The organism is Streptomyces sp. NPDC030798 (assembly GCF_055572275.1).
In genome coordinates this window covers 70,900-93,021 of record NZ_JBVIDR010000014.1, presented here as the reverse complement: position 1 = coordinate 93,021, position 22,122 = coordinate 70,900, and the positions used below count along the sequence as shown (strand labels likewise).

The 22,122-nt window shown below is 71.9% G+C and carries 20 protein-coding genes, 1 pseudogene and 1 riboswitch; of the genes and pseudogenes, 6 read left to right on the top strand and 15 right to left on the bottom strand.

Annotated features, from left to right (window positions below):
- Positions 1–3: 3 nt before the first annotated feature.
- Entirely contained in the window at positions 4–372 is a 369-nt protein-coding gene (locus ACZ404_RS28780) for a bleomycin resistance protein (RefSeq protein ID WP_468444816.1), read from the bottom strand.
- Between the two features lie 154 nt (positions 373–526).
- Here ACZ404_RS28780 and ACZ404_RS28775 point away from each other — a divergent pair, with 154 nt between their 5' ends.
- Positions 527–1,267, top strand: a complete 741-nt coding sequence (locus ACZ404_RS28775) for a VOC family protein (RefSeq protein ID WP_468444814.1) — start codon at positions 527–529, stop codon at positions 1,265–1,267.
- Between the two features lie 22 nt (positions 1,268–1,289).
- On the opposite strand, the pseudogene ACZ404_RS28770 reads toward ACZ404_RS28775, so the two are convergent.
- Positions 1,290–2,107 (bottom strand): annotated as a pseudogene (locus ACZ404_RS28770) (class I SAM-dependent methyltransferase).
- A gap of 104 nt (positions 2,108–2,211) precedes the next feature.
- On the opposite strand from ACZ404_RS28770, the gene ACZ404_RS28765 reads away from it, so the two are divergent.
- On the top strand, positions 2,212–3,189 hold the full coding sequence (locus ACZ404_RS28765) for an L-threonylcarbamoyladenylate synthase (RefSeq protein WP_468444812.1): 978 nt from the start codon (positions 2,212–2,214) through the stop codon (positions 3,187–3,189).
- Positions 3,190–3,307: 118 nt separating this feature from the next.
- On the opposite strand, the gene ACZ404_RS28760 is transcribed toward ACZ404_RS28765, so the two are convergent.
- Positions 3,308–3,949 carry a carbonic anhydrase gene (locus ACZ404_RS28760; RefSeq protein WP_468444810.1) on the bottom strand — a complete coding sequence of 214 codons (642 nt, stop codon included), beginning with the start codon at positions 3,947–3,949 and terminating at the stop codon, positions 3,308–3,310.
- Between the two features lie 145 nt (positions 3,950–4,094).
- Complete coding sequence (locus tag ACZ404_RS28755; protein ID WP_468444808.1) at positions 4,095–5,279, bottom strand: MBL fold metallo-hydrolase; 1,185 nt, start codon at positions 5,277–5,279, stop codon at positions 4,095–4,097.
- 193 nt (positions 5,280–5,472) lie between these two features.
- On the opposite strand from ACZ404_RS28755, the gene ACZ404_RS28750 reads away from it, so the two are divergent.
- The 3 genes from ACZ404_RS28750 to ACZ404_RS28740 are packed head-to-tail and all read left to right on the top strand — an operon-like array spanning position 5,473 to position 7,607.
- Positions 5,473–6,654, top strand: a complete 1,182-nt coding sequence (locus ACZ404_RS28750) for a glutamate dehydrogenase (protein WP_468444806.1) — start codon at positions 5,473–5,475, stop codon at positions 6,652–6,654.
- A gap of 17 nt (positions 6,655–6,671) precedes the next feature.
- On the top strand, positions 6,672–6,977 hold the full coding sequence (locus tag ACZ404_RS28745) for a hypothetical protein (RefSeq protein ID WP_468444804.1): 306 nt from the start codon (positions 6,672–6,674) through the stop codon (positions 6,975–6,977).
- Positions 6,978–6,986: 9 nt separating this feature from the next.
- Positions 6,987–7,607 carry a TetR/AcrR family transcriptional regulator gene (locus tag ACZ404_RS28740; RefSeq protein WP_468444802.1) on the top strand — a complete coding sequence of 207 codons (621 nt, stop codon included), beginning with the start codon at positions 6,987–6,989 and terminating at the stop codon, positions 7,605–7,607.
- Between the two features lie 76 nt (positions 7,608–7,683).
- Here ACZ404_RS28740 and ACZ404_RS28735 read toward each other — a convergent pair whose 3' ends face one another.
- The 3 genes from ACZ404_RS28735 to ACZ404_RS28725 all read right to left on the bottom strand — a co-directional run bounded on the left by ACZ404_RS28735 (position 7,684) and on the right by ACZ404_RS28725 (position 12,095).
- Positions 7,684–8,469: an SGNH/GDSL hydrolase family protein gene (locus tag ACZ404_RS28735; RefSeq protein ID WP_468445066.1), complete on the bottom strand. Its 786-nt coding sequence runs from the start codon at positions 8,467–8,469 to the stop codon at positions 7,684–7,686.
- A gap of 166 nt (positions 8,470–8,635) precedes the next feature.
- Positions 8,636–9,550 carry a M23 family metallopeptidase gene (locus ACZ404_RS28730; protein ID WP_468444800.1) on the bottom strand — a complete coding sequence of 305 codons (915 nt, stop codon included), beginning with the start codon at positions 9,548–9,550 and terminating at the stop codon, positions 8,636–8,638.
- Between the two features lie 3 nt (positions 9,551–9,553).
- Positions 9,554–9,714, bottom strand: a riboswitch (cyclic di-AMP (ydaO/yuaA leader).
- 308 nt (positions 9,715–10,022) lie between these two features.
- A complete protein-coding gene (locus ACZ404_RS28725; protein WP_468445064.1) occupies positions 10,023–12,095 on the bottom strand; it encodes an alpha-galactosidase in 2,073 nt (690 codons plus the stop codon).
- Between the two features lie 172 nt (positions 12,096–12,267).
- Here ACZ404_RS28725 and ACZ404_RS28720 point away from each other — a divergent pair, with 172 nt between their 5' ends.
- Complete coding sequence (locus tag ACZ404_RS28720) at positions 12,268–13,065, top strand: tyrosine-protein phosphatase (protein WP_468444798.1); 798 nt, start codon at positions 12,268–12,270, stop codon at positions 13,063–13,065.
- 7 nt (positions 13,066–13,072) lie between these two features.
- On the opposite strand, the gene ACZ404_RS28715 is transcribed toward ACZ404_RS28720, so the two are convergent.
- From ACZ404_RS28715 to shc, 8 genes are all read right to left on the bottom strand, one after another.
- Positions 13,073–13,195: a DUF6126 family protein gene (locus tag ACZ404_RS28715; RefSeq protein ID WP_468444796.1), complete on the bottom strand. Its 123-nt coding sequence runs from the start codon at positions 13,193–13,195 to the stop codon at positions 13,073–13,075.
- Positions 13,192–13,815, bottom strand: a complete 624-nt coding sequence (locus tag ACZ404_RS28710; RefSeq protein WP_468444794.1) for a helix-turn-helix domain-containing protein — start codon at positions 13,813–13,815, stop codon at positions 13,192–13,194. The genes ACZ404_RS28715 and ACZ404_RS28710 overlap by 4 nt, the downstream gene beginning before the upstream one ends.
- 67 nt (positions 13,816–13,882) lie before the next feature.
- A complete protein-coding gene (locus ACZ404_RS28705; protein ID WP_468444792.1) occupies positions 13,883–15,268 on the bottom strand; it encodes an aspartate aminotransferase family protein in 1,386 nt (461 codons plus the stop codon).
- On the bottom strand, positions 15,265–17,163 hold the full coding sequence (gene dxs / locus ACZ404_RS28700; RefSeq protein WP_468444791.1) for a 1-deoxy-D-xylulose-5-phosphate synthase: 1,899 nt from the start codon (positions 17,161–17,163) through the stop codon (positions 15,265–15,267). The genes ACZ404_RS28705 and dxs overlap by 4 nt, the downstream gene beginning before the upstream one ends.
- Positions 17,164–17,199: 36 nt before the next feature.
- Positions 17,200–18,333 carry a flavodoxin-dependent (E)-4-hydroxy-3-methylbut-2-enyl-diphosphate synthase gene (ispG, locus tag ACZ404_RS28695; RefSeq protein WP_468444789.1) on the bottom strand — a complete coding sequence of 378 codons (1,134 nt, stop codon included), beginning with the start codon at positions 18,331–18,333 and terminating at the stop codon, positions 17,200–17,202.
- A gap of 4 nt (positions 18,334–18,337) precedes the next feature.
- Positions 18,338–19,360, bottom strand: coding sequence for an adenosyl-hopene transferase HpnH (gene hpnH / locus ACZ404_RS28690; protein ID WP_468444787.1), 1,023 nt, complete (start codon positions 19,358–19,360; stop codon positions 18,338–18,340).
- A gap of 5 nt (positions 19,361–19,365) precedes the next feature.
- Positions 19,366–20,007, bottom strand: coding sequence for a phosphorylase family protein (locus tag ACZ404_RS28685; RefSeq protein ID WP_468444785.1), 642 nt, complete (start codon positions 20,005–20,007; stop codon positions 19,366–19,368).
- Between the two features lie 2 nt (positions 20,008–20,009).
- On the bottom strand, positions 20,010–22,037 hold the full coding sequence (shc, locus tag ACZ404_RS28680) for a squalene--hopene cyclase (RefSeq protein ID WP_468444783.1): 2,028 nt from the start codon (positions 22,035–22,037) through the stop codon (positions 20,010–20,012).
- Positions 22,038–22,122: the final 85 nt, after the last annotated feature.

The following is a 22,122-nucleotide window of genomic DNA, read 5'->3' as shown; positions in this document are numbered from 1 at the left end:
GCCTCAGTGTGCGAGCGGGGACCCCACGCGGTGAGCCGTGCCGTCGGCATCCACGTACGTGAACTCTCGGAGCCTGTACGGCGTGTCCGCCGGCTCGGCGAACCGACCCGCGACGCCGGACGACTTCCACTCGGCGTAGACGGCGTCGGCGTCACTCACGTAGAAGTAGACGACAGCACCGGTGCGACGAGGATCGTGCTCGGCCCACTCGCTGAGGTGGACGGAGACCGAACCCCGCTCGACGAAGCCATAACGGTCCGGGCCCTCGTACGCCTGCGCCGCGAAGCCCAGACGACGGTACCGGTCCAGAGCGGCGTCAAGGTCCCTGACAGGGACGACGGGCGCGACCTTGCTGAAGTCGACTTCTGGCATTCGGCCAGTCTTGCACGCAGGTGGTCCGGGAACCGTCTCCGGCACGGGTGGCCGCGCCCGTGTGCGTACGGCGTCGACACCAGGACCACTACGACGTCCCGGGCGGTGAAGCGGCTCCGCCGGGGCCGCGGAGCGGGTGCATAGGATCGTCGGCATGGCACTGCGACCCGTGATGGTGAACGTGAAGGCTCTCGATGCCTCGGCGGTCGGCAGGTTCTGGGCGCAGGCGCTCGGCTGGACCGCCTACAGCCCGGGCGTGACGACCTACGTCGGGCCCGGTGGGGGCCTCGTCTGGCCGGACCCGGTCGCCGTCGGCGTCGACGTCGTTCCCGTCCCGGAACCCAGGACCACGACGAAGAACCGTGTGCATCTCGATCTCGCCACCACTTCCGCGGCCCATCAGGCGGAGCTGGTCACGCGCCTGAAGGCTCTCGGTGCGAGGCCCGTCGACGTGGGCCAGGGCGACGTGCCGTGGACGGTCCTCGCCGATCCCGAGGGCAACGAGTTCTGTGTGCTGGAGCCTCGGGAGGTCTACCGGGACACCGGGCCGATCGCCGCGGTGGTGGTCGACTGTGCGGATCCGCGTGCCATGGGCCGGTTCTGGGGCGGGGCGATGGACTGGACCCTGCACGAGGTGACCGACGATCACGCGGTGCTGCGCTCCCCCAAGGGTGTCGGCCCCTATCTCGAGTTCCTGCGCACGCCCGACGTGAAGACCGTGCCGGACCGCGTCCATCTCGACCTGCTGCCGTACCCCGGTGACGACAAGGCAGCGGAGGTGGCCCGGCTGCGGGCGCTGGGCGCCACCGACCTCGACGTCGGCCAGGGCGACGTCCCGTGGACGTGCCTGACCGACCCGGAGGGCCACGAGTTCTGCGTCCTCGCCCTGCCCTGACGAGCCCCCTTCGGCGGCGGGCTCAGCCGCGAACGCCTCGGAGGCGGCGTTCCGCTTCGGCCCCCGGCGGTGGGGCCTTCTCCTTGCCGGCGCGTGCCACGAGCAGCGACTGGAAGAAGCCCGTCTCGTGGGGCATCCGCCACTGCGGGTCAACAAATCCCGCGTCGGTCACGAGGCGGGCCAGCCGCTCCCGTCCGAGTGCCCAGTAGACGGTCCGACGGACCTTGACGCGCCATTCTCCGCCGGTGGGGAGCAGTTGAAAGTGCTCCACGTCGTAGTGCTCGCCGTCCTCGTGCCAGTGCCAGAGCTGGAAGGTGACGGTCCGTTCTCCCCCGTCCGCGGGCCGGTGGACCTGCGGAGGCGCCGAAGCGGGTCGGTCGCGCAGCAGGTCGTCATAGGGGCGCGTACTGAGCAACAGCAGGCCGGCGGGACGCAGCACGCGGTGCATCTCCGCCAGGGCGGCGTGGACGTCCTGCTCCGTCGGGGCAGGGCGTTGTCGGCGCAGACGACGGTGTCGAACCCGCCGTCGGGAAATGGCAGGCGCCGCATGTCGGCGGCGGCGGTGCGCAGCGCCACCTCGCGGCGGGCGGCCTCGCGGGCGGCACGGGCGGCGGCACGGGCGCTGAGGTCCGTGCCGGTGACGCGGTGCCCGTGCAACGCCAGCCCGATGGCCTGCGTGCCGATGCCACAGGAGCAGTCGAGCACCGACGCGTTGCCCCGGTCCATCAGACCGTCCAGGGCATCTCCCTGCCGACGCACGCTCGCGTCCCAGTCTGCGTGGATCAGGTGGTAGTCATCGGCCAACTCGTCGTAGAAACGTGCCACCGAGGTCTCGGGCATGGGCCGAGGCTACTGCGTGCCAGACCCGGCGCAAGGCCCGGATCGTACCGGACCGGTCGCAGCCGGGCGAGGGGGCGGTGCGCAACAGTGAGAGGATTGCCCGCGTGACGGCAAGAAACAGTGACATCGAGAAGGCGGCCGGTGTGCTGCGCGCCGGAGGCTTGGTGGCCCTCCCGACCGAAACGGTCTACGGCCTGGGCGCCAACGCCGAGGACCCCGCCGCCGTTGCCCGTATCTTCCAGGTCAAGGGGCGTCCGCCCTCCCACCCGCTGATCGTCCACATCGGCGGCGCCGAGCATCTGGACGACTGGGTCCAGGACGTGCCCGCGACGGCGCGCCTGCTGGCCGAACACTTCTGGCCGGGGCCGCTCACCCTGGTCCTGCGGCGCGGTCCCCGCGTGCCCCTCGAAGCGACGGGCGGCCTGGAGACGGTGGCCGTGCGTGTGCCCGACCACCCTGTGGCCCTCGCGCTGCTGGCGGCCTTCGGCGGCGGTGTCACGGCTCCGTCCGCCAACCGCTTCGGGGCGGTCAGCCCCACGACGGCGGACCATGTGCGTGCGGAGCTCGGCGACGCCGTCGACTTCGTGCTGGACGGTGGCTCCTGCGAGGTCGGCGTCGAGTCGACCATCGTCGACGTCACGGGCGACGCCCCGAGCATCCTTCGGCCCGGTGGGGTGCCGCGCGAGGATCTCGAGGCAGTGCTGGGGTGCCCGCTCGCGGTCCCTTCGACCAGCCGTGTCCGGGTGCCGGGCCAGCATCCGTCGCACTACGCGCCGCGTGCGCGGGTCGTCCTCGTCGAGCCGGAGAAGGTCGTCGCCGAAGCGGAGCTGGCACAGGAGCTGGGGCACCAGGTGGGCGTCTTTCTTCCACCCTCCTTCACGGACACCCCGGTGAAGGCCCACGCGGTGGTGACGGTCCCCGGTTCGACGGCCACCTACGCGCGCGGGCTGTACGGGTTCCTGCGTGAGCTGGACCGGCAGGGGTGCGACCTCATCGTCGCCTCCTTGCCGGTGGAGGAGGGGCTGGGAATGGCGATCGCCAACCGGCTCCGCCGCGCCGCGGGGCCCCGGCCCACCCCGTGACCGGTCCTGCCCTGTGACCAGCACCGAGGCTCACGGCGCCGGGGGTGACTTTCCCTCCGGTGGCTCACGGAGCAAGCCGACGGGGTTCCTCATCCGCGAGCAGCCACGGCCCGGGCGGTCAGGATGCGGCGGGGACCGCCGCTTCGAGGCCCCGGGAGGCGACGAGCTGTGCACTGCCGTCGTCCAGGCGGTAGCACAGGCCCACGACTGCCGCCCGGCCGGCGGCGATCTTCTCGGCGAGGACCCGGGAGCGGTCGAGCAGCAGGTCGACGGTGTGCCTTATGTGCTCGGCGAGGATCTCCTCGGGCTCGACGTGTCCGGCGGCCCGCGCGGCCAGCACGCTGGGGGTCACGCGCTCGACGACGTCACGGACGTAGCCGGCCGGCGTCATGCCGTTCTCCAGGGCGGCACACGCTGCGCCGACCGCGCCGCACGAGTCGTGGCCGAGGACCACGACCAGGGGGCAGCCCAGGACGTCGACGCCGTACTCGATGCTGCCGATCACCTCCGGGCCCATGACGTGTCCGGCGGTGCGCACGACGAAGAGATCGCCCAGTCCGCGGTCGAAGATGATCTCGGCGGCCAGGCGGGAGTCGGAGCACCCGAACAGCACGGCGAAGGGCTGCTGGGAGGGTGCGATCTCGGTGCGGCGGGTGGCGTCCTGGTTCGGGTGCTCCGGGGCACCGGCGACGAACCGCTGGTTGCCGGCCAGCAGCAGCTCGAAGGCTTCACGGGGAGTTGCGGCTTGGATCTCGCTCATGGCCGCAGCTTACGTTCCCGGCCCCGCCGTCGAACTGCCAGGCCCATGCCGGCCGGGCGCGTCGCCGTCGCGATCATGGTCGGGGATCCGGCAGGACCACGTCCCCGGCCATCCCCGTCGATGACACCGGCCAACTTCCGGGCGTTCAGCCCTCGCCCACCAGGTCCAGGTCGTCACGGGAGGCCACGGGAGGGATCTCCGGGACGGGCCACTTGCGGTTCAGCGGCAGGGACGCGTCCCGCCACCAGGGGCGCGTGGGAAGGTCGCCGGCGGGTTCGAAGGGCCGGCCCGGGACGGGGAGGGCGACCGCCTGGCCGACCGCGGTCGACGCGGCCAGCGTCCACTCCCCCGGCTCGGCCCAGGGGTGTGGGGCGAGGTTGAAGGTGCCCCAGTGGATCGGCAGCAGCACGCCGTGCGGAGCACCGCCCTGGAGGTCGAGGTGGGCGCGCAGGCCCTCCTCGGGCGTCATGTGGATGTCGGGCCAGAAGTCGCTGTACGCGCCGACCTGGATCATCGTGGTGTCGAACGGGCCGTGTGCGGCGCCTATGTCCTGGAAGCCGCCGAAGTAGCCGGTGTCGCCGCTGTGGTAGATGCGGTGCTCGTCACCGGCGACGACCCAGGACGCCCACAGGGTGTGCTGGGTGTTGCGCAGGCCGCGGCCGCAGAAGTGGCGGGCCGGGGTGGCGGTCAGGGTGAGGCCGCCTGTCTTCGTGGACTCGTGCCAGTCCAGCTCGCGCAGCCGGTCCGCCGAGACGCCCCAGCGCTCGAGGTGGCCGCCGACGCCCAGCGGCACCGCGAACACGGTGTCCGTGCCGGCCAGCGCCTTGATCGAGGGCATGTCCAGGTGGTCGTAGTGATCGTGCGAGATGACCACCACGTCGACCGGCCCGAGCGCGGCCAGCGGCAGCGGCACGGGATGCAGCCGCCTGGGCCCGGCGAAGGGGAACGGGGAGCAGCGCTCGCCCCAGACGGGGTCGAACAGCACACGGTGGCCGTCGATCTCCGCGAGCACGCTGGAGTGGCCCAGCCAGGTCACGCGCAGCCCGGTGGCGGGCGGCCGGGCGAGGTCGGCGAAGGTGGTCGCGTGCACGGGCACGGTGCCGCGGGGGGCGCGCAGCGGCCGGGTGTCCTTGTCGAAGAAGACCTTCGCGAAGTCCAGCATGGAGCCGGAGGGCCGGGTGCGGGCGGTGCCGCCCGGGTTCTGGAAGACGCCGTCCTTGAAGTGGGGGGAACGGCGGATGCGCGCGAGGCGCTCACCGCGCGGTTCGGCGCCGAAGGCCTCGGGCCGCAGTGCGCCCAGCCCGGGCCTCGGGGAACTCAAACCGGTCACGGCACCTCCAGGGGGAATCGCTGAGACTCTCCATTATGGTCGGCGCCTCCGACCGTCCGGGTCCGCCGGGTCGCCCCCCGCTTCGCCCGGCCGTCGCCCGGGGCGTGCCCCTGCCGTCCGTTCGGCTCGTTGACAGGGAACCAGCCGCTCCGAATACTGACCCGCGATTCAGTAACCTCACCCGGGAGACCCGATGGCCGACGCGCCCCTGCTGTCCCTCGTCTGGACCGACCACGTCACCGGCCGCCGGGGCTACCTGGTCGTCGACCGGCTGGTGCGGGGCGTGGCCAGCGGCGGGCTGCGCATGCGGCCCGGCTGCACCCTGGAGGAGGTCGCCGGCCTCGCCCGCGGCATGACGATGAAGGAAGCGCTGCACTACGACCCGGCGAGCCGGTATGTGCCCCTCGGCGGCGCCAAGGGGGGCATCGACTGCGATCCGCAGGACCCGGAGGCGTACGGCGTGCTGGTGCGCTACCTGCGCGCGATGCGGCCGTACGTCGAGAGCTGCTGGACCACCGGGGAGGATCTGGGGCTCAGTCAGGACCTGGTGGACTGCGCGGCGGCGGAGGCCGGGCTGGTCTCCCCCGTCCAGGCCGTGTATCCGCTGCTGGACGACGAGACGGCGGCCCGCGCGCGGCTCGCGGAGGCCTTCGCGGTCGAGGTGGACGGCATCGGCCTGGACGAGCTGGTGGGTGGCTGCGGGGTCGCCGAGGCGGTGCTGGCGGCCCTGGACCGGGCGTCGATGCCGTACCGGGGCACCCGGGTGGCGGTGCAGGGTTTCGGCACGATGGGCGGGGCCACCGCGCGCTTCCTCACGCGCGCGGGGCTGACGGTGGTGGCCGTGGCCGACGTCAAGGGCACCATCGCCAATCCGGCCGGCCTCGACGTCGAGGCGCTGCTGTCCGCGCGGGACGCCTACGGCACCGTCGACCGCAGCGCGCTCGGCCCCGGCGACCGCGAACTGCCCGGCGACGCCTGGCTGTCGGCGCAGGCGGAGGTGCTGGTGCCCGCGGCCGTGTCGTACGCCGTCGACGCCCGGGACCAGGAGCGGATCACCGCCCGCTGGATCGTGGAGGCCGCGAACATGCCCGTACTGCCGGAGGCGGAGGCGCTGTTGTCCGCGCGCGGGGTGACCGTGCTGCCGGACGTGGTGGTCAACTCGGCAACCAACGCGTGGTGGTGGTGGACGCTGTTCGGGGACATCGGCCCGGACGCCGAGGAGGCGTTCGGCCACATCCGCCGCTCGATGCGCACCCTGGTCGACCTGATGCTCACGCGCGCGGAGAGCGACGGAACGACTCCGCGGGCCGCCGCGCACGCCCTTGTGGACGACCGGTTGCCGGTGATCGCCGAGCGGTTCGGGTGGTACCGGTGACGGCAGGGTCGGACAGCGTGACGATCCGCCTGTGCGTTCTGCTGTGGAGCCGTCCCGGGGCGGCCGAGGCCATGGCGGGGTACGAGGACAAGGTCCTGTCGCTGCTCGGCGACCACGGCGGCAGGGTGCTGCAGCGTGCCCGCACCGTCGGCGCCGACGGCGGTCCGGACGAGATCCAGCTCATCGAGTTCGCCTCGCAGGCCGGTTACGACGGGTTCCTCACGGACCGGCGGCGCACCGCACTGGCCGGCGAACGCGACGCGGCCGTCGCGCGGACCGAGCTGCACCGCGTGGAACTCGTACCCGGGTACCCCCACCATTAGGGTGACCGGGTGGCGAGAGTGCGGTTGAGTGTGGCCGAGCGGCGCGAGGAACTGCTGCGGGCCGCCGTCGAGCAGATCGAGGCACGGGGCGTGGCGGCGGTCCGGATCGCCGACGTCGCTTCCGCACTCGGCGTGAGCAACGCGCTGGTGCTGTACCACTTCTCGACGAAGGAGAAGCTGGTCGCCGCCGCGTTCACGTACGCGGCCGAGGGCGATCTCGCCCGTCTGCGCGGGCTGCTGGGCCGGCGGACCTCCGCGCTGCGCCGACTGCGGTCGGCCGTGCGCTGGTACGCGCCGACGGGACAGGCCAAGGGCTGGCGGCTGTGGATCGAGGGCTGGGCGGTGGCGCTGCGCGAGCCCGCCCTGCGTGAGGTCACCCGGGATCTCGACCAGCAGTGGAAGGCGGCGATCGCCGAGGTCCTCGCCGAGGGCGCGGCGGCCGGGGAGTTCACGTGCCCCGACCCGGCGGGCGCGGCGCTGCGGCTCACCGCGCTGCTCGACGGGCTGGCCGTGCAGCTGACGTCGTATCCGGGGTCGATACCGCGCTCACGGGCCCAGGAGTGGGTGGACGACGCCCTCGCGAGGGAACTCGGGCTGACCCGGGAGGCGCTGACCGCGCAAGGGCGGTGAACCGCCCCGTGCCGCGACAGCCGCGGCACGGGGCGGTCCGCAACCTCCAGGACCTGGGGACCGGGGCGAGCGGACCTCACGCCACCGGGGCGATCCGCATCCTGATGTCCTCCGGGGACAGCGCGCCCTTCGCCGTCACGTGGTCCCCGGAGGATTCGCCCCGCAGTCGGCGGCCGATCCACGGGACGAGGTACTCGCGGGCCCAGTGGACGTCGTCGCGGCGGATGTCCAGGGCGCCGCGGGGCGGGAGCGGCGGCCAGGGCTGCTCGGGATCGGCCGGGATCTCGAGGCCGAGTGCCTGGCCGGCGCGCAGTGCCACGCGCGTGTGCCCCTCGGGCGAGAGGTGCAGCCGGTCGTCGTCCCACGCCCTGCGGTCCTGCACGGACTTCAGGGACCACAGGTCGAGCACGGGACAGCCGTACCGGTCGGCGATGGCGCGGACGTGCCCGTTGTAGGTGGCGATCTTGCCGCGCAGATGCTTGAGCACGGGCACGCCACGGGTGTCGAATCCGGTCGTCACGAGTACGGTGCCCGCCACCGCGGTGAGCCGGGCCACCGCCCGCTCGAAGCGCTCGGCCACCTCGTCGGGGTCGGTGCCGGGCCGGATGATGTCGTTGCCGCCCGCGCAGAAGGAGACGAGGTCCGGGGCCAGTTCGACGGCCTTCGGAAGCTGGTCCTCGATGATCTGGTCGAGCAGCTTCCCGCGGACCGCGAGGTTGGTGTACCGGAAGTCGCCCTCCGGGCGCCGGTCCGCGAGCAGTACCGCGAACCGGTCGGCCCAGCCGACGAACGCCCCGTCGGGGCCGGGGTCGCCGACGCCCTCGGTGAAGCTGTCCCCCACCGCCACGTACGACCCGATCACTGATCTGTTGTCACTCTTCGAATCGTCTGCCACGTCGGACCATGATTCACCTTGCGATGTGACTTACGCGACCGTAATAAGGGGTTGACGGACGGTGAGATAAGCCACTTCCCGGACAGGCACCGTCCGGGAATAGGCATCCGGCCGACAGACCGGGCCGGCCTCCTCAGCCGACGGCCACGCCGTGCTCGCGCAGGTAGCCGACCGGGTCGATGTCGGATCCGTAGGACGGCGTCGTACGGATCTCGAAGTGCAGGTGTGGGCCGGTCACGTTGCCGGTCGCGCCGGACAGGCCGAGCTGCCGGCCCTCGGCCACGGTCTGGCCGACCGAGACGGAGAGCTGGGAGAGGTGGCCGTACTGGGCGTAGTGACCGTCGTTCAGCTTGATGACGACCTGGTTGCCGTACGCGCCGCCCCAGCCCGCGGTGACGACCGTGCCGGCGGCGACGGCCTTGACGGGCGCCCCGGTCGGGACGACGAAGTCGACGCCGGTGTGGTAGCCGCTGGACCACATGCTGCCGGGCACGTGGTAGCCGGTGCCGATGGTGGCGCCGGTGACCGGGAGGGTGTAGCCGGTGGCGGGGGCCGCCTGGGCGGTCTGCGGGGCCGGGGCCGCCTGGGCCTTGGCGGGCGACGGCTTCGCGGGCGTGGCGGGCATGACGGATTCGGTCCGTGCCGGTGCGGCCTTGCCGCCCAGGGTCAGCTTCAGGCCCGGGTGGATGAGCGAGGGGTCGGAGCCGACGGCCTGCCGGTTGTCCTCGTACAGCCGCTGCCAGCCGCCGTCGACATGCTGCTCGTCGGCGATCTTCGCGAGGCAGTCGCCGGCCTGCACGGTGTAGGTGCGCGCCCCGGAGGCCTGCTGCGCGGCCGTCTTCGTGCCGGTCGTCCGCTCGGCGGCCTGCAGGGACTGCAGGGTCTTCGAGGAGACAGTCTTCGACGAGACGGGCTGCGCCGGGGCGGCGTGCGCGCCCGCGGCCCCGATGAGCGGCAGGGCGAGTGCGGCGCCGCCGGTTCCGGCGGCGGCGATCGAGCGGGTGAGGCGCGGGGCCTTGGGGCGGCGGTGCTTACCCTTCGCGGGCATGGCTGCATTCCTCTCCGGCGCCTGCGAGGTGAGCTGTCGGGTTCGGACGGGAGCTGTCCGGCCGCGGGCTGCGCGGCTGCACCCCTGAGCCTGTCGCGGAGACCGGGACAGGCGGTCGTACCTGTGGGTCCCCCGCTCCTGCCGGGCACGGGTCATGTGTGCGGGAGGTCCGGGCGGCGGCAGGATTCGGCGTTCCGTCCGGATTGGGGGCGAAGGTAAGCGAGCGGGACGCAGCTGAACAAGCGGCCGGTTCCAGGAGTTGGCGTTCCAAAAGATCGGATTCGGGAATTCACGGTCACCCTCCGTGAATTCCCGTCCCCTTCTTTCTGTCAACGCCCTGCACGGGCACCGAAATTACGTGCACATGACGCGCCACCGACCGTCACGGATATGACGCTCCTCACGCACACTGCCGCCCGCTCTCCTTATTCCGGAACGAGTTGGAACGAAGGCGCTGATTCGGACAGAAGGCTCAGATACGGCGCAGGCGGAGAACCGTCGCATCCAGGTCGCCGCGCAGTCCGGTGCGCAGCCCGTGGTGCAGCAGCACGGCCCCCCGATGCACTTCGCCCGTTTCGCGGCATTCATACGATGCCGTCGGGTCGAGTCCACGCAGCCGCACCGCCGGCACCGGCTCGCCGTGGCTCTGGGCCTGGAGGCAGGCGAGGACGACCGTCTCGTCCCCGAGGACGTACTGCACGGCGCTCAGGCCGCCCGACGGGGGCCTGAGCCGGTACAGGTCGCCGCGCTGCACGACGGGACGGATCTCCTTGTACAGCTCCACCCACCGCCGCGCCTCGGCCAGTTCCTCCGCCGTCCACTCGGTGAGGTCGCCGCCGACGCCGAGAACGCCCGCCATGGCGCTGACAAAACGGAAACGCAGAGAGCTGACCCGGCCGTTGAGCTGGGTGTTCGGGCTGTCGGTGACCCAGGCGGCCATCACACGCGCGGGGTGGATCTGGGTGAAGCCGTGCTGGATCGCCAGCCGGTCCAGCGGATCGGTGTTGTCGGAGGTCCACACCTGGTCGGTGCGGCTCAGCACCCCGAGGTCGATCCGGCCGCCGCCGCCCGAGCAGGACTCGAAGGCGACCTGGGGGTGGGCGGCGCGCAGCCGGTCCAGCAGGGCGTACAGGGCGTGGACGTGGTCGACCCACAGGCGCTGCGGGTAGGGCTCCCCGGGCCAGCCGGCGTCGGTGAAGCAGCGGTTGAAGTCCCACTTGACGTAGTCGATCGGGGCGCTGGACAGCAGGGTGTCCAGCCGCTCCCAGAGGTACTCCTGGACGTCCTCGCGCGCGAGGTTGAGGACGAGCTGGTTGCGCAGCTCCGTGCGGGTGCGTCCGGGCTGGTACTGCACCCAGTCGGGGTGTGCGCGGTACAGGTCGCTGTCGGGGTTGACCATCTCGGGCTCGACCCAGATGCCGAACTGCATGCCGAGGCCGTGCACGCGGTCCGCGAGGGGCTTCAGGCCCTGCGGGAAGCGATCCGGGTTGGGCGTCCAGTCGCCGAGGCCGGCGCGGTCGCTGGTGCGGGCGCCGAACCAGCCGTCGTCGACCACGAACAGTTCGACGCCGATGTCGGCGGCACGCTGGGCGAGGGCGGCCTGCTGCTCCTCGGAGATGTCGAAGAACGTCGCCTCCCAGGAGTTGAACAGCACCGGCCGGTCCCGGTCCGCGTCCGGGACGACATGGGCCCGCTGGTAGGCGTGCCAGGTGCGGCTGGCGCCGCCGAAGCCGCCGTCGCTCCACAGGCCGGCGAAGACGGGGGTGGTGTACGACTCCCCCGGCTCGAGCAGCAGCAGCCCGGAGTCGTCGTAGCCGGCGCCGCCGGTGATCTGCACGCGCGCGTCGGGGAGTTGGGCGACGGCGATGCGCCAGGATCCGGACCAGCCGAGCGCGCAGCCGTAGACCTCGCCGCGCTCCTCGGTGGCGTCGGTGTCGAGGGCCACCCAGGGCAAGTGCTGGTGACCGGTGTGGCCGCGCCGGCTGCCGATGACCTTCTCGCCGTAGGTGAGGGATGTGGTGGTGAGCCGGGACTCGGCGGCCCAGCGGCCGTGCAGCTGGGAGAGCCGCCAGCCCTCGCGGTCGGGCAGGGTCCAGGTGGCCGCGTCGGCGCGCAGCAGCTCCACGCGCGCGTGGCCGCCGTTCTCCAGGCTCACCCAGCGCTCGACGACGTCGCCGCGCATCCGGTAGTGCAGGGTGATCGCCAGCCCGTCGTCGTCGAAGCGCAGCCGCAGCTCGTCGCCGTCGGTCTCGTACGCCGTGAAGCGCCACTCGGTGCCGCGGCGCTCGTCGGTGCGCACGGACAGGGCGGGGCGGACGAAACGGGGGCCGCCCTCGACGGGGTACTCCTCGCGGCCGTCGAGCGGGGACTCGAAAGGCCAGTAGCCGGGCAGCGGGCTCACCGCCAGGGCCTCGGCGTCGGCGAGCGCGATCCGGGGTCCCCAATGGAGGTGCAGCAGCTCGTCCGCCTCGGTGAGATGCAGCGCGTAGCTGCTGCAGGGCCCCGACAGGAGCCAGGTACGACCGTTTTCGGCGACGTTCACCACGAAGAGCCTCACAGGTGTCAACAGATCCGCGCAAGTGCGAACATCATCGACCCTGACGCCCCTGGTGGCAACGCCTGTGGACAACTCATTGCCCCAGGTAATCGATGTCGTATCGTCGAGGCCAGTGCCCGCCGACGAACCGCGCCGACGGGGCCGACCGGGAGGAGCACCCGTGACGCAACAGGTCCCGTCGACCGAGCCCCAGCTGGCCGGAGTGCGCAATTTCCGTGACGTGGGCGGCCTGCCCACCGTGGACGGCCGGCGCGTGCGCCCCGGAGTGCTGTTCCGCAGCGGCCACCTGGCGCACGCGACGCAGGAGGACGCGGCCTTCCTCGCCTCCCTGGGCCTGCACACGGTCTTCGACTTCCGCAACGCGGCCGACCAGAAGCTGGAGGGCCCGGACGTCGAGCTGCCCGGCGTGCGGAACGTGAACCTGCCGCTGAGCGACCCGGCGGACGGCGCCGAGTTCTGGAAGATGGTCCGCGACGGCGACCTGGACCAGCTGCGCGACATCCTCGCGGACGGCAGGGCGGCGGACCGGATGATCACCTCGTACCGGACGATCGTCACGCAGCGCACCGCCGAGCACTCGCGGGTGCTGCACGCGCTGGCCGAGGACAGCGTGCCCGCGCTGATGCACTGCGCGGCGGGCAAGGACCGGGCGGGCATCTCGATAGCCGTGACCCTCCTCGCGGTAGGTGTGGAGCGGGACGCGATCGTCGCCGACTACCTGGAGTCCAACGCCAAGCACCGCCGCTACAAGGTGCGGCGCAACGGCAGCCCGGACACCGCCTACACACCCGAGGTGATGGAGCTGCTCAGCCCGCTCTTCGACGCGCGCGCGGAATACCTGCAGGCGGCGTTCGACAGCATCGAGGAACGCTGGGGCGGGTTCGACACCTACTTCGCCGAGGGCCTGGGGCTCGCCCCGCAGACCCGGGAGCGGCTGCGCGCGCGACTGCTGGACTGACGGCGGATCAGCTCTTGGCACCCACCGCGAACAGCAGGTAGAGGAACGCGGCGAACAGGTGGCCCACGGCGATGTAGATGATCAGCCGGACCCACAGGGAGCGGGGGAACCTGGTCTCGTAGTCGCTCATGGCAGCTCTCCGGTCGGCGGGCCCAGGCACAGCGCGGCCGTGGGGCTCTGCAGCAGGGTGTGGACGAACAGCAGCTCGACGCCGTCGTGGTCCTCCGCGGCGAGCCGGTGCGGGGTCAGGGAGTCGAAGTGGGCGCTGTCGCCCGGCGCGAGCAGGTGCGCGGTGTCGCCGAGGCGCAGCCGCAGGCGTCCCTGGAGGACGTGGAGCCACTCCTCGCCGGGGTGCACGCGCACGATGTCGCGCTGCGTGCCGTACGGCACGCGCACGCGCAGCGCCTGCATGCCGCGCCCGGAGGCGCCGGCCTGGAAGTAGGTCCAGCCGCCCGCCCGGGTCGGCTCCATGTCGGCGGCGCGCACGATGGCGTCCCGGTCGGCGACCGTCTCACCGAGCAGCTCCGAGACGGTCGTACCGTAGATACGGGCGAGCGCGAGCAGCATCGGCAGCGAGGGCTGGCGCCCGCCGGTCTCCAGGCGCGAGAGATGGGCCGGCGAGAGTCCGGCGGTGCGGGCCGCGGCCTCCAGGGTGAGACCCGCGCGCCGGCGCAGGGCGCGCAGCTGCGGCGCCACGGCGGGCAGGTCGTCGCCCTGGTCCGCCGGCGGCGCGGCGTTCGAGGCGTTCATGCCTCCATCCAGCCCGAGCCTTGCCCGAGCGGCAAATTCGTTGCCTCAGAGGCAAAGCGGGCGGGTCTCAGCGGTTGGCCACCGCCTGCTTGATCAGGGTCTTGCCGAAGTCCCACACCAGCCCGCCGCCGCTGTGGGCGTCGTCCATCACGGCGGTGAAGGCCTCCACGAACCGGTCCACGTCGGCCGCGTCGAGGACCAGCGGCGGGATGAGCTTGATCACCTCCAGGTGGTCGCCGGAGACCTGGGTGAGGATCCGGTGCCGCTGCAGCAGCGGTACGACGACCATCTGGGCGAACAGGCCCTTGCGGGCCGCCTGCAGCATGGCCCAGCGGCCCCGCAGCTTCAGCGAGGAGGGCCTGCCGAACTCGATGCCGATCATCAGACCCCGGCCGCGGACGTCCGCGAGCAGCTCGTACCGGTCGATCAGCGCGGTGAGCCGGGACTTCAGCAGCTCCCCGGTGGTGCGCACACCGGCGACGATCTGCTCGTTCTCCATCACCGACAGCACGGCGAGCCCGGCGGCCATCGCCTGGGCGTTGGACCCGAAGCTGGCCGAGTGGACCAGGACGCGGTCCATGGAGGAGTAGACCTTCTTGAAGATCCAGTCCTTGCCCAGGGTGGCGCCGACCGGGACGTACCCGCCGGAGAGCGCCTTGGCCACGGCCACCAGGTCGGGCTCCACGCCGTCCTCGTGCTGGTAGGCGTAGAAGTCGCCGGTGCGGCCGAGGCCGGTCTGCACCTCGTCGGCGATGAGCAGCGCCTTGTGCTTGTGCAGCAGCTCCTGGGCGGCGCGCAGATAGCCGGGCGGTGCCTCGTGCACGCCCTTGCCCTGGATCGGCTCGACGATCAGGGCGGCGACGTCCCCCTTCTTCAGCTCCCGGGCCAGGGCGTCGAGGTCGCCGAGGGGGACGGCGGTGTCGGGCAGCAGCGGGGCGAAGCCGTCCCGGAAGCCGTCCTCGCCGTTGACCGACAGGGAGCCGGTGGTCAGGCCGTGGAAGGCGTGGTGGCAGTACAGGACGCGGGGCCTGCCGGTGGCGTAGCGGGCGAACTTCAGTGCGGTCTCCACCGCCTCGGTGCCGCTGTTGCCGAAGAACACCCGGTCCAGGTGCGGGCTGTGCGCGAGCAGCCGCTCGGCGAGCAGGCCGGGCAGCGGCGGGCAGTCGAAGCGGGTCAGGTCGGCGAGGTTCAGGTCCAGCACGTCGTGCAGCGCCCGGCGGACGACCGGGTGGTGACGGCCGAGGCCCATCACCCCGAAGCCCGCGAGCATGTCCAGGTAGTCGTTGCCGTCCGCGTCGAAGAAATGGGCGCCCTCGGCCCGTTCGTAGACCTTGTCGAAGCCGATGGTGTGCAGCATGCGCGGCAGCTGCGGGTTGAGGTGCCGGGCGTGCAGCTCGTAGCGTTCGGCTCCGCGCTCGGCGAGGAGGGCGCCGAGGTCGAACTCCGTGGTCATTCACTCTCCTTGGCTGTGCCGTCGGCGTCCTTGACGGCCAGGCTCGCGCTGATCCGCCCGGCGATCTCGACGGGCGTAAGGCCGATGTCGGCCAGGACCTCGCTGCGCTTGGCGTGCGCGAGGAACTGCTCCGGGATGCCGAACCGCCGTACCGGCACGTCCACGTCGGCGTCGCCCAGGGCCAGCGCCACGGCCGAACCCACCCCGGCGGCACGGCTGTTGTCCTCGACGACGGCCACCAGGCGGTGTTCGGCGGCGAGCCCGGGCAGCGCGGGGTCGACGGGCTTCACCCAACGGGGGTCCACGACCGTGCAGGTGATGCCCCTCGCCTCCAGCAGCTCGGCCGCCTGCAGGCACACCGGGGCCATCACGCCGACGGCCACCAGCAGGACCTCCGGGCGGTCGGCGCGGTGCAGGACGTCCATGCCGCCCACCTGGCCGACCGCGGGGATCTCGGGGCCGACCGACTCCTTCGGGAAACGCACCAGGGTCGGGGCGTCGTCCACGGCGACCGCCTCGCGCAGCTGGGCGCGCAGTTGCCCGGCGTCGCGCGGGGCGGCGATGCGCAGCCCGGGCACGACCTGCAGGACGGACATGTCCCACATGCCGTTGTGGGACGGCCCGTCGACGCCGGTGACGCCGGCCCGGTCGAGGACGAAGGTGACCCCGCAACGGTGCAGCGCGACGTCCATGAGCAGCTGGTCGAAGGCGCGGTTGAGGAAGGTGGCGTAGACGGCGACGACCGGGTGCAGCCCGCCCGTGGCGAGACCGGCCGCCGAGACGGCCGCGTGCTGCTCGGCGATCCCCACGTCCCACACCCGGTCCGGGAACCGCTCGGCGAACGGGCCGAGGCCGACGGGGTGCAGCATGGCCGCCGTGATCGCGACGACGTCCGGCCGCTCCTCGCCGATCCGGACGATCTCGTCGCCGAAGACGGAGGTCCACGAGGGCCCGCCGGCGGGCGTGAGCGGGGCGCAGGTGAGCGGGTCCATCACGCCGACGGTGTGGAAGTGGTCCTCCTCGTGGGCGAGGGCGGGCTCGTAGCCGCGGCCCTTCTCGGTGAGGCAGTGCACCAGGACGGGTCCGTGGAAGCGCTTGGCGCGGCGCAGGGCGGATTCCACGGCGCCGATGTCGTGGCCGTCGATCGGGCCGAGGTACTTCAGCCCGAGGTCCTCGAACATGCCCTGCGGGGCGAAGGCGTCCTTGAAGCCCTTCTTCGCGCCGTGCAGGGACTCGTAGATGGTGCCGCCGACGACCGGTGTGCGCAGCAGGACCTCCTTGCCCCAGGCGAGGACCTTCTCGTAGCCGTCCGTGGTGCGCAGGGTGGCCAGGTGGTTGGCCAGGCCGCCGATGGTCGGGGCGTACGAGCGCTCGTTGTCGTTGACGACGATGATCAACGGCCGGTCCCTGGCGGCCGCGATGTTGTTCAACGCCTCCCAGGCCATGCCACCGGTCAGCGCGCCGTCGCCGATCACTGCGACGACGTGGCCCTTCTCCCCCTGCACCTGGTGGGCCTTGGCGAGCCCGTCGGCCCAGCCGAGCGCGGTGGAGGCGTGGCTGTTCTCGATGACGTCGTGCTCGGACTCCTCGCGCGAGGGGTATCCGGACAGTCCGCCCTTGCCGCGCAGCTTGGAGAAGTCCTGACGCCCGGTCAGGATCTTGTGGACGTAGCTCTGGTGGCCGGTGTCCCACAGGATGCGGTCGACCGGCGACTCGAAGACCCGGTGGAGCGCGACGGTGAGTTCCACCACCCCCAGATTGGGCCCGAGGTGGCCGCCGGTTCTCGACACCGCGTGCACCAGGAACTCACGTATTTCCTCGGCAAGTTCGCCGAGTTCTGCCTCGGACAGCGCCTTCAGGTCGCGTGGTCCCCGGATGGTCTCCAGAATGGTCACGCTGGGCCCCCTCTCGGTCCGTGCCGTGCTCTTCGCTCAACTCACTTCGTCTGCGGGGCTCGTCACCTCGGCGAGCTTCATGGCCTCCTCGATGAGGGTCTCCACGATCTTCGACTCCGGGACGGTCTTGACGACCTCGCCCTTGACGAAGATCTGGCCCTTGCCATTGCCCGAGGCAACTCCGAGGTCCGCCTCCCGCGCCTCCCCCGGGCCGTTGACCACACAGCCCATCACCGCGACCCTGAGCGGCACCTCCAGGCCGTCCAGCCCGGCCGTGACCTCGTCGGCCAGCTTGTACACGTCCACCTGGGCGCGCCCGCAGGAGGGGCAGGAGACGATCTCCAGGCGCCGCTGCCGCAGGCCCAGGGACTCGAGGATCCGGATGCCGACCTTGACCTCCTCGGCCGGCGGCGCGGAGAGGGAGACGCGGATGGTGTCGCCGATGCCCTGGGAGAGCAGGGCGCCGAAGGCGACGGCGGACTTGATGGTGCCCTGGAACGCCGGCCCGGCCTCGGTGACACCGAGGTGGAGCGGGTAGTCGCACTGCTCGGCGAGCCGGCGGTAGGCCTCGATCATGACGACCGGGTCGTTGTGCTTGACGGAGATCTTGATGTCCCGGAAGTCGTGCTCCTCGAAGAGCGACGCCTCCCACAGCGCCGACTCGACCAGGGCCTCCGGGGTGGCCCTGCCGTACTTCTGCAGCAGTCGCCTGTCCAGGGAGCCCGCGTTGACGCCGATGCGGATCGGGGTGCCGTGGTCCTTGGCGGCGCGCGCGATCTCCTTCACCTGGTCGTCGAACTTCTTGATGTTGCCGGGGTTCACCCGGACCGCCGCGCAGCCGGCCTCGATGGCCGCGAAGACGTACTTCGGCTGGAAGTGGATGTCCGCGATCACCGGGATCTGCGACTTGCGGGCAAGGGTGGCGAGCGCGTCCGCGTCGTCCTGCGTGGGGCAGGCGACGCGGACGATCTGGCAGCCGGACGCGGTCAGTTCCGCGATCTGCTGCAGGGTGGCGCCGATGTCCGAGGTCCGGGTCGTCGTCATCGACTGCACCGACACCGGGGCTCCGCCCCCGACCGCCACCGGCCCGACATGGATCCGCCGCGACACGCGCCGCGGTGCGACCGGCCGGGCCGGTACCTCGGGAACGCCCAAGGGAACGGCGGTCACGGCGTCACTCCCGGTTTCCGGAGACGGTCTCGCGCATGGCCCGCAGCGACTCCTTCAAGGAGCCCATGGTGGCGAGGACGGCCGTGGGCTCGTAGCCGCAGTGCGCCATGCAGTTGGCGCAGCGCGGATCCTTGCCGCGGCCGTACTTGTCCCAGTCGGTCTCCTCGATGAGTTCGCGGTACGTCGGCACGTACCCGTCGCTCATCAGGTAGCAGGGGCGCTGCCAGCCGAAGAGCGAGTAGTTCGGGATCGCCCACGCGGTGCACGGGAAGTCGACCTTGCCCTCCAGGAAGTCCAGGAAGAGCGGGGAGTGGTTGAGCCGCCAGCGGCTCCGGTTGCCGCCCGCGAAGGACTTGCGGAACAGCTCGCGGGTCTGCTCGACACCGAGGAAGTGCTCCTGGTCGGGTGCCTTCTCGTAGGCGTAGGCGGGCGAGATCATCATCTCGTCCACCTTCAGGTCGTCGTTGAGGAAGTTGAGCACCTCGATGACGGTCTGCGGGGTGTCGGTGTTGAAGAAGGTCGAGTTGGTGGTCACCCGGAAGCCGCGCCGCTTGGCCTCCTTGATGGCCTCCACGGCCTCGTCGAACACGCCCTCCTTCGCCACGGACTCGTCGTGCCGCTCGCGCAGCCCGTCGATGTGCACCGCGAAGGCGAAGTAGGGGGACGGCTTGAACTTGTCCATCTTCTTGCGCAGCAACAGGGCGTTGGTGCACAGGAAGACGTACTTGCGCTTGGCCACCAGCTGGCGCACGATCTCGTCGATCTGGGGGTGCATCAACGGTTCGCCGCCGGCGATGGACACCATCGGCGCACCGGACTCCAGCACCGCGCCCACGGCCTGGGCGACCGGCATGCGCTGTTTCAGCACACCGGCCGGGTGCTGGATCTTGCCGCAGCCCTCGCACTTGAGGTTGCAGGCGAAGAGCGGTTCCAGCTCGACGATGAGCGGAAACTTGTCCCGCCTGCGGAGCTTCTGTTCAGCCAGGTATGCAGCGACCTTGATGGACTGACGCAACGGCATGGCCATCTGGCTCACCTCCGGGGGAGCAGCAAAGAACGGTGCCATTCGAAAAAAGCGGGGAGAACGCAACGAAGTACGCGGAAAGCCGATATTCCACCGCGCACCGTGCCGATCCGGACGAGTTCATGTTCAGGAGCGTCCACGACCACCCGTACGGCCGCAACGGGGCGCTCGCCTGCCCGCACGGCGCTCAGGAGCGTGGCCGCCGACTCCATGTCGACCGCGATCGCGCCGGTGGCGCGCAGGTCGGCCCGCTCGGGGCCGCGCACCACGTGGTCGGATCCGGTGAGCGGACCGGTGTGGACCGTGCGCCCGGGCAGGATGCGCACGAGTTCCTTCACCAGCAGTTCGGTGCCCACGCAGGCGACGGTTCCGCGCGGGTCCCGGGTCTCCTCGGCGACGACCAGGTCGCCGGGGTGCATACCGGGGGCGAGCCCGGCGCAGAAGCCCGTGGCCAGCACGGCAGCCCCGGTGAGTGCCGGTTCGGCCAGGTGCCGGGTGAGGGAGCGTTCCGCCGCCCGGGGGCCCATGCCGGTACGGACGAAGGTGACCGGCCCGTCCGCCCCGCTCCGGTCGCCGGTGCGCAGGGCGAGGTGCTCGATGCCGAGCGCGCAGGCGATCAGCAGCGGGGCGGGAGCGGGCTGGTTGCTCAAGGTCAGCCCCCCTGGCCCTCGGGGAGGGGCTGCCGGGTGAGCAGGTTCCGCTCGAAGGGGTCGCCGTGCAGATAGCGGCCGAGTGCGGTGAGCGGGAACACCTGCCGGTAGAGGTGGTAGTTGATGGAGAAGTCCCAGGGGAAGCCGGTGCCGGTGAAGTACGGCTCGTCCCAGGAGCCGTCCTCCCGCTGGGTGTCGGCCAGCCACCGGATGCCGCGCTCGACGGCCTTGGACTCCTTCTCCCCCGCCGCGAGCAGCGCCATCAGCGCCCACGCGGTCTGCGAGGCGGTGGAGGCGCCGCGGCCGCTCCACTCCTTGGCGTACTTGTAGGAGCGCAGGTCCTCGCCCCAGCCGCCGTCGTCGTTCTGCACCGACTCCAGCCAGGCCACCGCCCGCCGGATCGCGGGGTGCGAGCCGGGCAGGCCGGCGGCGGTCAGCGCGGGGACCACCGACCCGGTGCCGTAGATGTAGTTGACGCCCCAGCGGCCGAACCACGAGCCGTCCGGTTCCTGTTCGGCGAGCAGCCAGTCGATGCCGCGCCGGGTGCGCGGGTCGTGGGCGAGGCCCTCGGCGGCGAGCATCTCCACCACGTGCGCGGTGACGTCCGCCGACGGCGGGTCGATGACCTCGCCGAAGTCGCAGAACGGCAGCCGGTTGGGGAAGGGGCTGGTGTTGTCGGCGTCGAAGGCTCCCCACGCGCCGTTCTTCGACTGCATCCCGAGGTTCCAGCGCACGGCCCGTCCGATGGCCCTGTCGACGCGCTCGGGGTCGTGGTGCCGGACCCGGCGCAACGCGAGGGCGACCTCGGCGGTGTCGTCGATGTCCGGATAGTTGTCGTTGTGGAACTCGAACGCCCAGCCGCCGGGCGGCAGTCCGGGACGGCGTACGGCCCAGTCGCCGGGCCGGACGATCTCCTCGCCGAGCATCCAGTCGGCCGCCTTGACCAGTTGCGGATGGTCGACCGGGAGTCCGGCGTCGACGAGCGCGATGGTGGCGAGGCAGGTGTCCCACACCGGGGACTGGCAGGCCTCGATCATCCGGGCGCCGTCCTCGCGCCAGACGGCGAAACGGTCCAGCGAGGCGAGGCCCTCACGGAGCACCGGATGCTCCAGGTCGTAGCCGAGCAGGTGCAGGGCGATGACCGAGTACACGGCCGGGGGCTGGATGCCGCCCCAGCAGCCGTCGTTCTCCTGCCGCTCGATGATCCAGCGGGCGGCGGAGTTCATCGCGGACCGGCGCAGTCTGCGCACGGCGACCTTCCGGTAGCCGCGGACCACCTTGTCGAGCCGCTGGAAGAGACCGTCCCAGCTGGTCACCGGGGCGAGCGGCTGCGGCGGGTTGGGGTTCGCGGGGTCGGTGTGCAGTTCGTCCAGCGGGAAGGGCGCCGGGCGCACGGGCCGCTTGGCGGAGACGACGGTGAGCGGCACGATGGTCTGCCGGGCCCAGCAGCCGAAGTTGTAGATGTTGAGCGGGAACCAGGTGGGGAAGTAGATCAGCTCCGGCGGGAGTTCGGGCAGGTCCTCCCACTTCCACCAGCCGAACAGGGCCAGCCAGATCCGGGTGAAGACCCGGGCGGAGGCGATGCCGCCGCGTTCGCGGACCCAGGCGGACGCCTTGGCCATGTGCGGGGCGTCGGGCGCGTCGCCGGCCAGGCGGAGGGCGACGTAGGCCTCGATGGTCGTGGACAGTTCGCCGGGGCCGCCGTAGAAGGTGGCCCAGGTGCCGTCCTCGCGCTGCTCGCCGCGGATGAAGAGGGCGGCCGCCTGCGCGGTCTTCTCGTCGAGAATGCCCAGGAACTGACGCAGCAGCAGGTCCTCGGCGTCCATGGTGACGTTGGTCTCGAGGTCGCCCTTCCACCAGCCCTGGGCGTCCTGGCGGGCCAGCAGGAAGTCGGTGGCGCGCCGGCTCGCGTGTTCGGCGGCTTGGTGTACCCCGGCCGCCGCGGGGGTGGTGATGTCGGTGGTTTCGCTGGCCGCGGCAGCGCGGGGCGGCAGGGTCGCCCCGGTGCTTCCGTCGGTCGTCGCTGTCATGGCTTCCCCTTCGTGCAGTCGTGCGAGTCGTGCTGCTGTGGGTCCGCCGTCGGCCGGTGTCCGTCGTCCCTCGACACCGGCCGGC

What these genes read in the sequence shown, in the direction of transcription:
- ACZ404_RS28705 (WP_468444792.1), bottom strand. Translation starts at nt 15,268, where the DNA reads ATGACCACGGAGTTCGACCTCGGCGCCCTCCTCGCCGAGCGCGGAGCC.
- ACZ404_RS28750 (WP_468444806.1), top strand. Translation starts at nt 5,473, where the DNA reads ATGGCCGACGCGCCCCTGCTGTCCCTCGTCTGGACCGACCACGTCACC.
- ACZ404_RS28760 (WP_468444810.1), bottom strand. Translation starts at nt 3,949, where the DNA reads ATGAGCGAGATCCAAGCCGCAACTCCCCGTGAAGCCTTCGAGCTGCTG.
- ACZ404_RS28710 (WP_468444794.1), bottom strand. Translation starts at nt 13,815, where the DNA reads ATGAACGCCTCGAACGCCGCGCCGCCGGCGGACCAGGGCGACGACCTG.
- ACZ404_RS28715 (WP_468444796.1), bottom strand. Translation starts at nt 13,195, where the DNA reads ATGAGCGACTACGAGACCAGGTTCCCCCGCTCCCTGTGGGTCCGGCTG.
- hpnH (WP_468444787.1), bottom strand. Translation starts at nt 19,360, where the DNA reads ATGGCCATGCCGTTGCGTCAGTCCATCAAGGTCGCTGCATACCTGGCT.
- ACZ404_RS28775 (WP_468444814.1), top strand. Translation starts at nt 527, where the DNA reads ATGGCACTGCGACCCGTGATGGTGAACGTGAAGGCTCTCGATGCCTCG.
- shc (WP_468444783.1), bottom strand. Translation starts at nt 22,037, where the DNA reads ATGACAGCGACGACCGACGGAAGCACCGGGGCGACCCTGCCGCCCCGC.
- ACZ404_RS28730 (WP_468444800.1), bottom strand. Translation starts at nt 9,550, where the DNA reads ATGCCCGCGAAGGGTAAGCACCGCCGCCCCAAGGCCCCGCGCCTCACC.
- ACZ404_RS28780 (WP_468444816.1), bottom strand. Translation starts at nt 372, where the DNA reads ATGCCAGAAGTCGACTTCAGCAAGGTCGCGCCCGTCGTCCCTGTCAGG.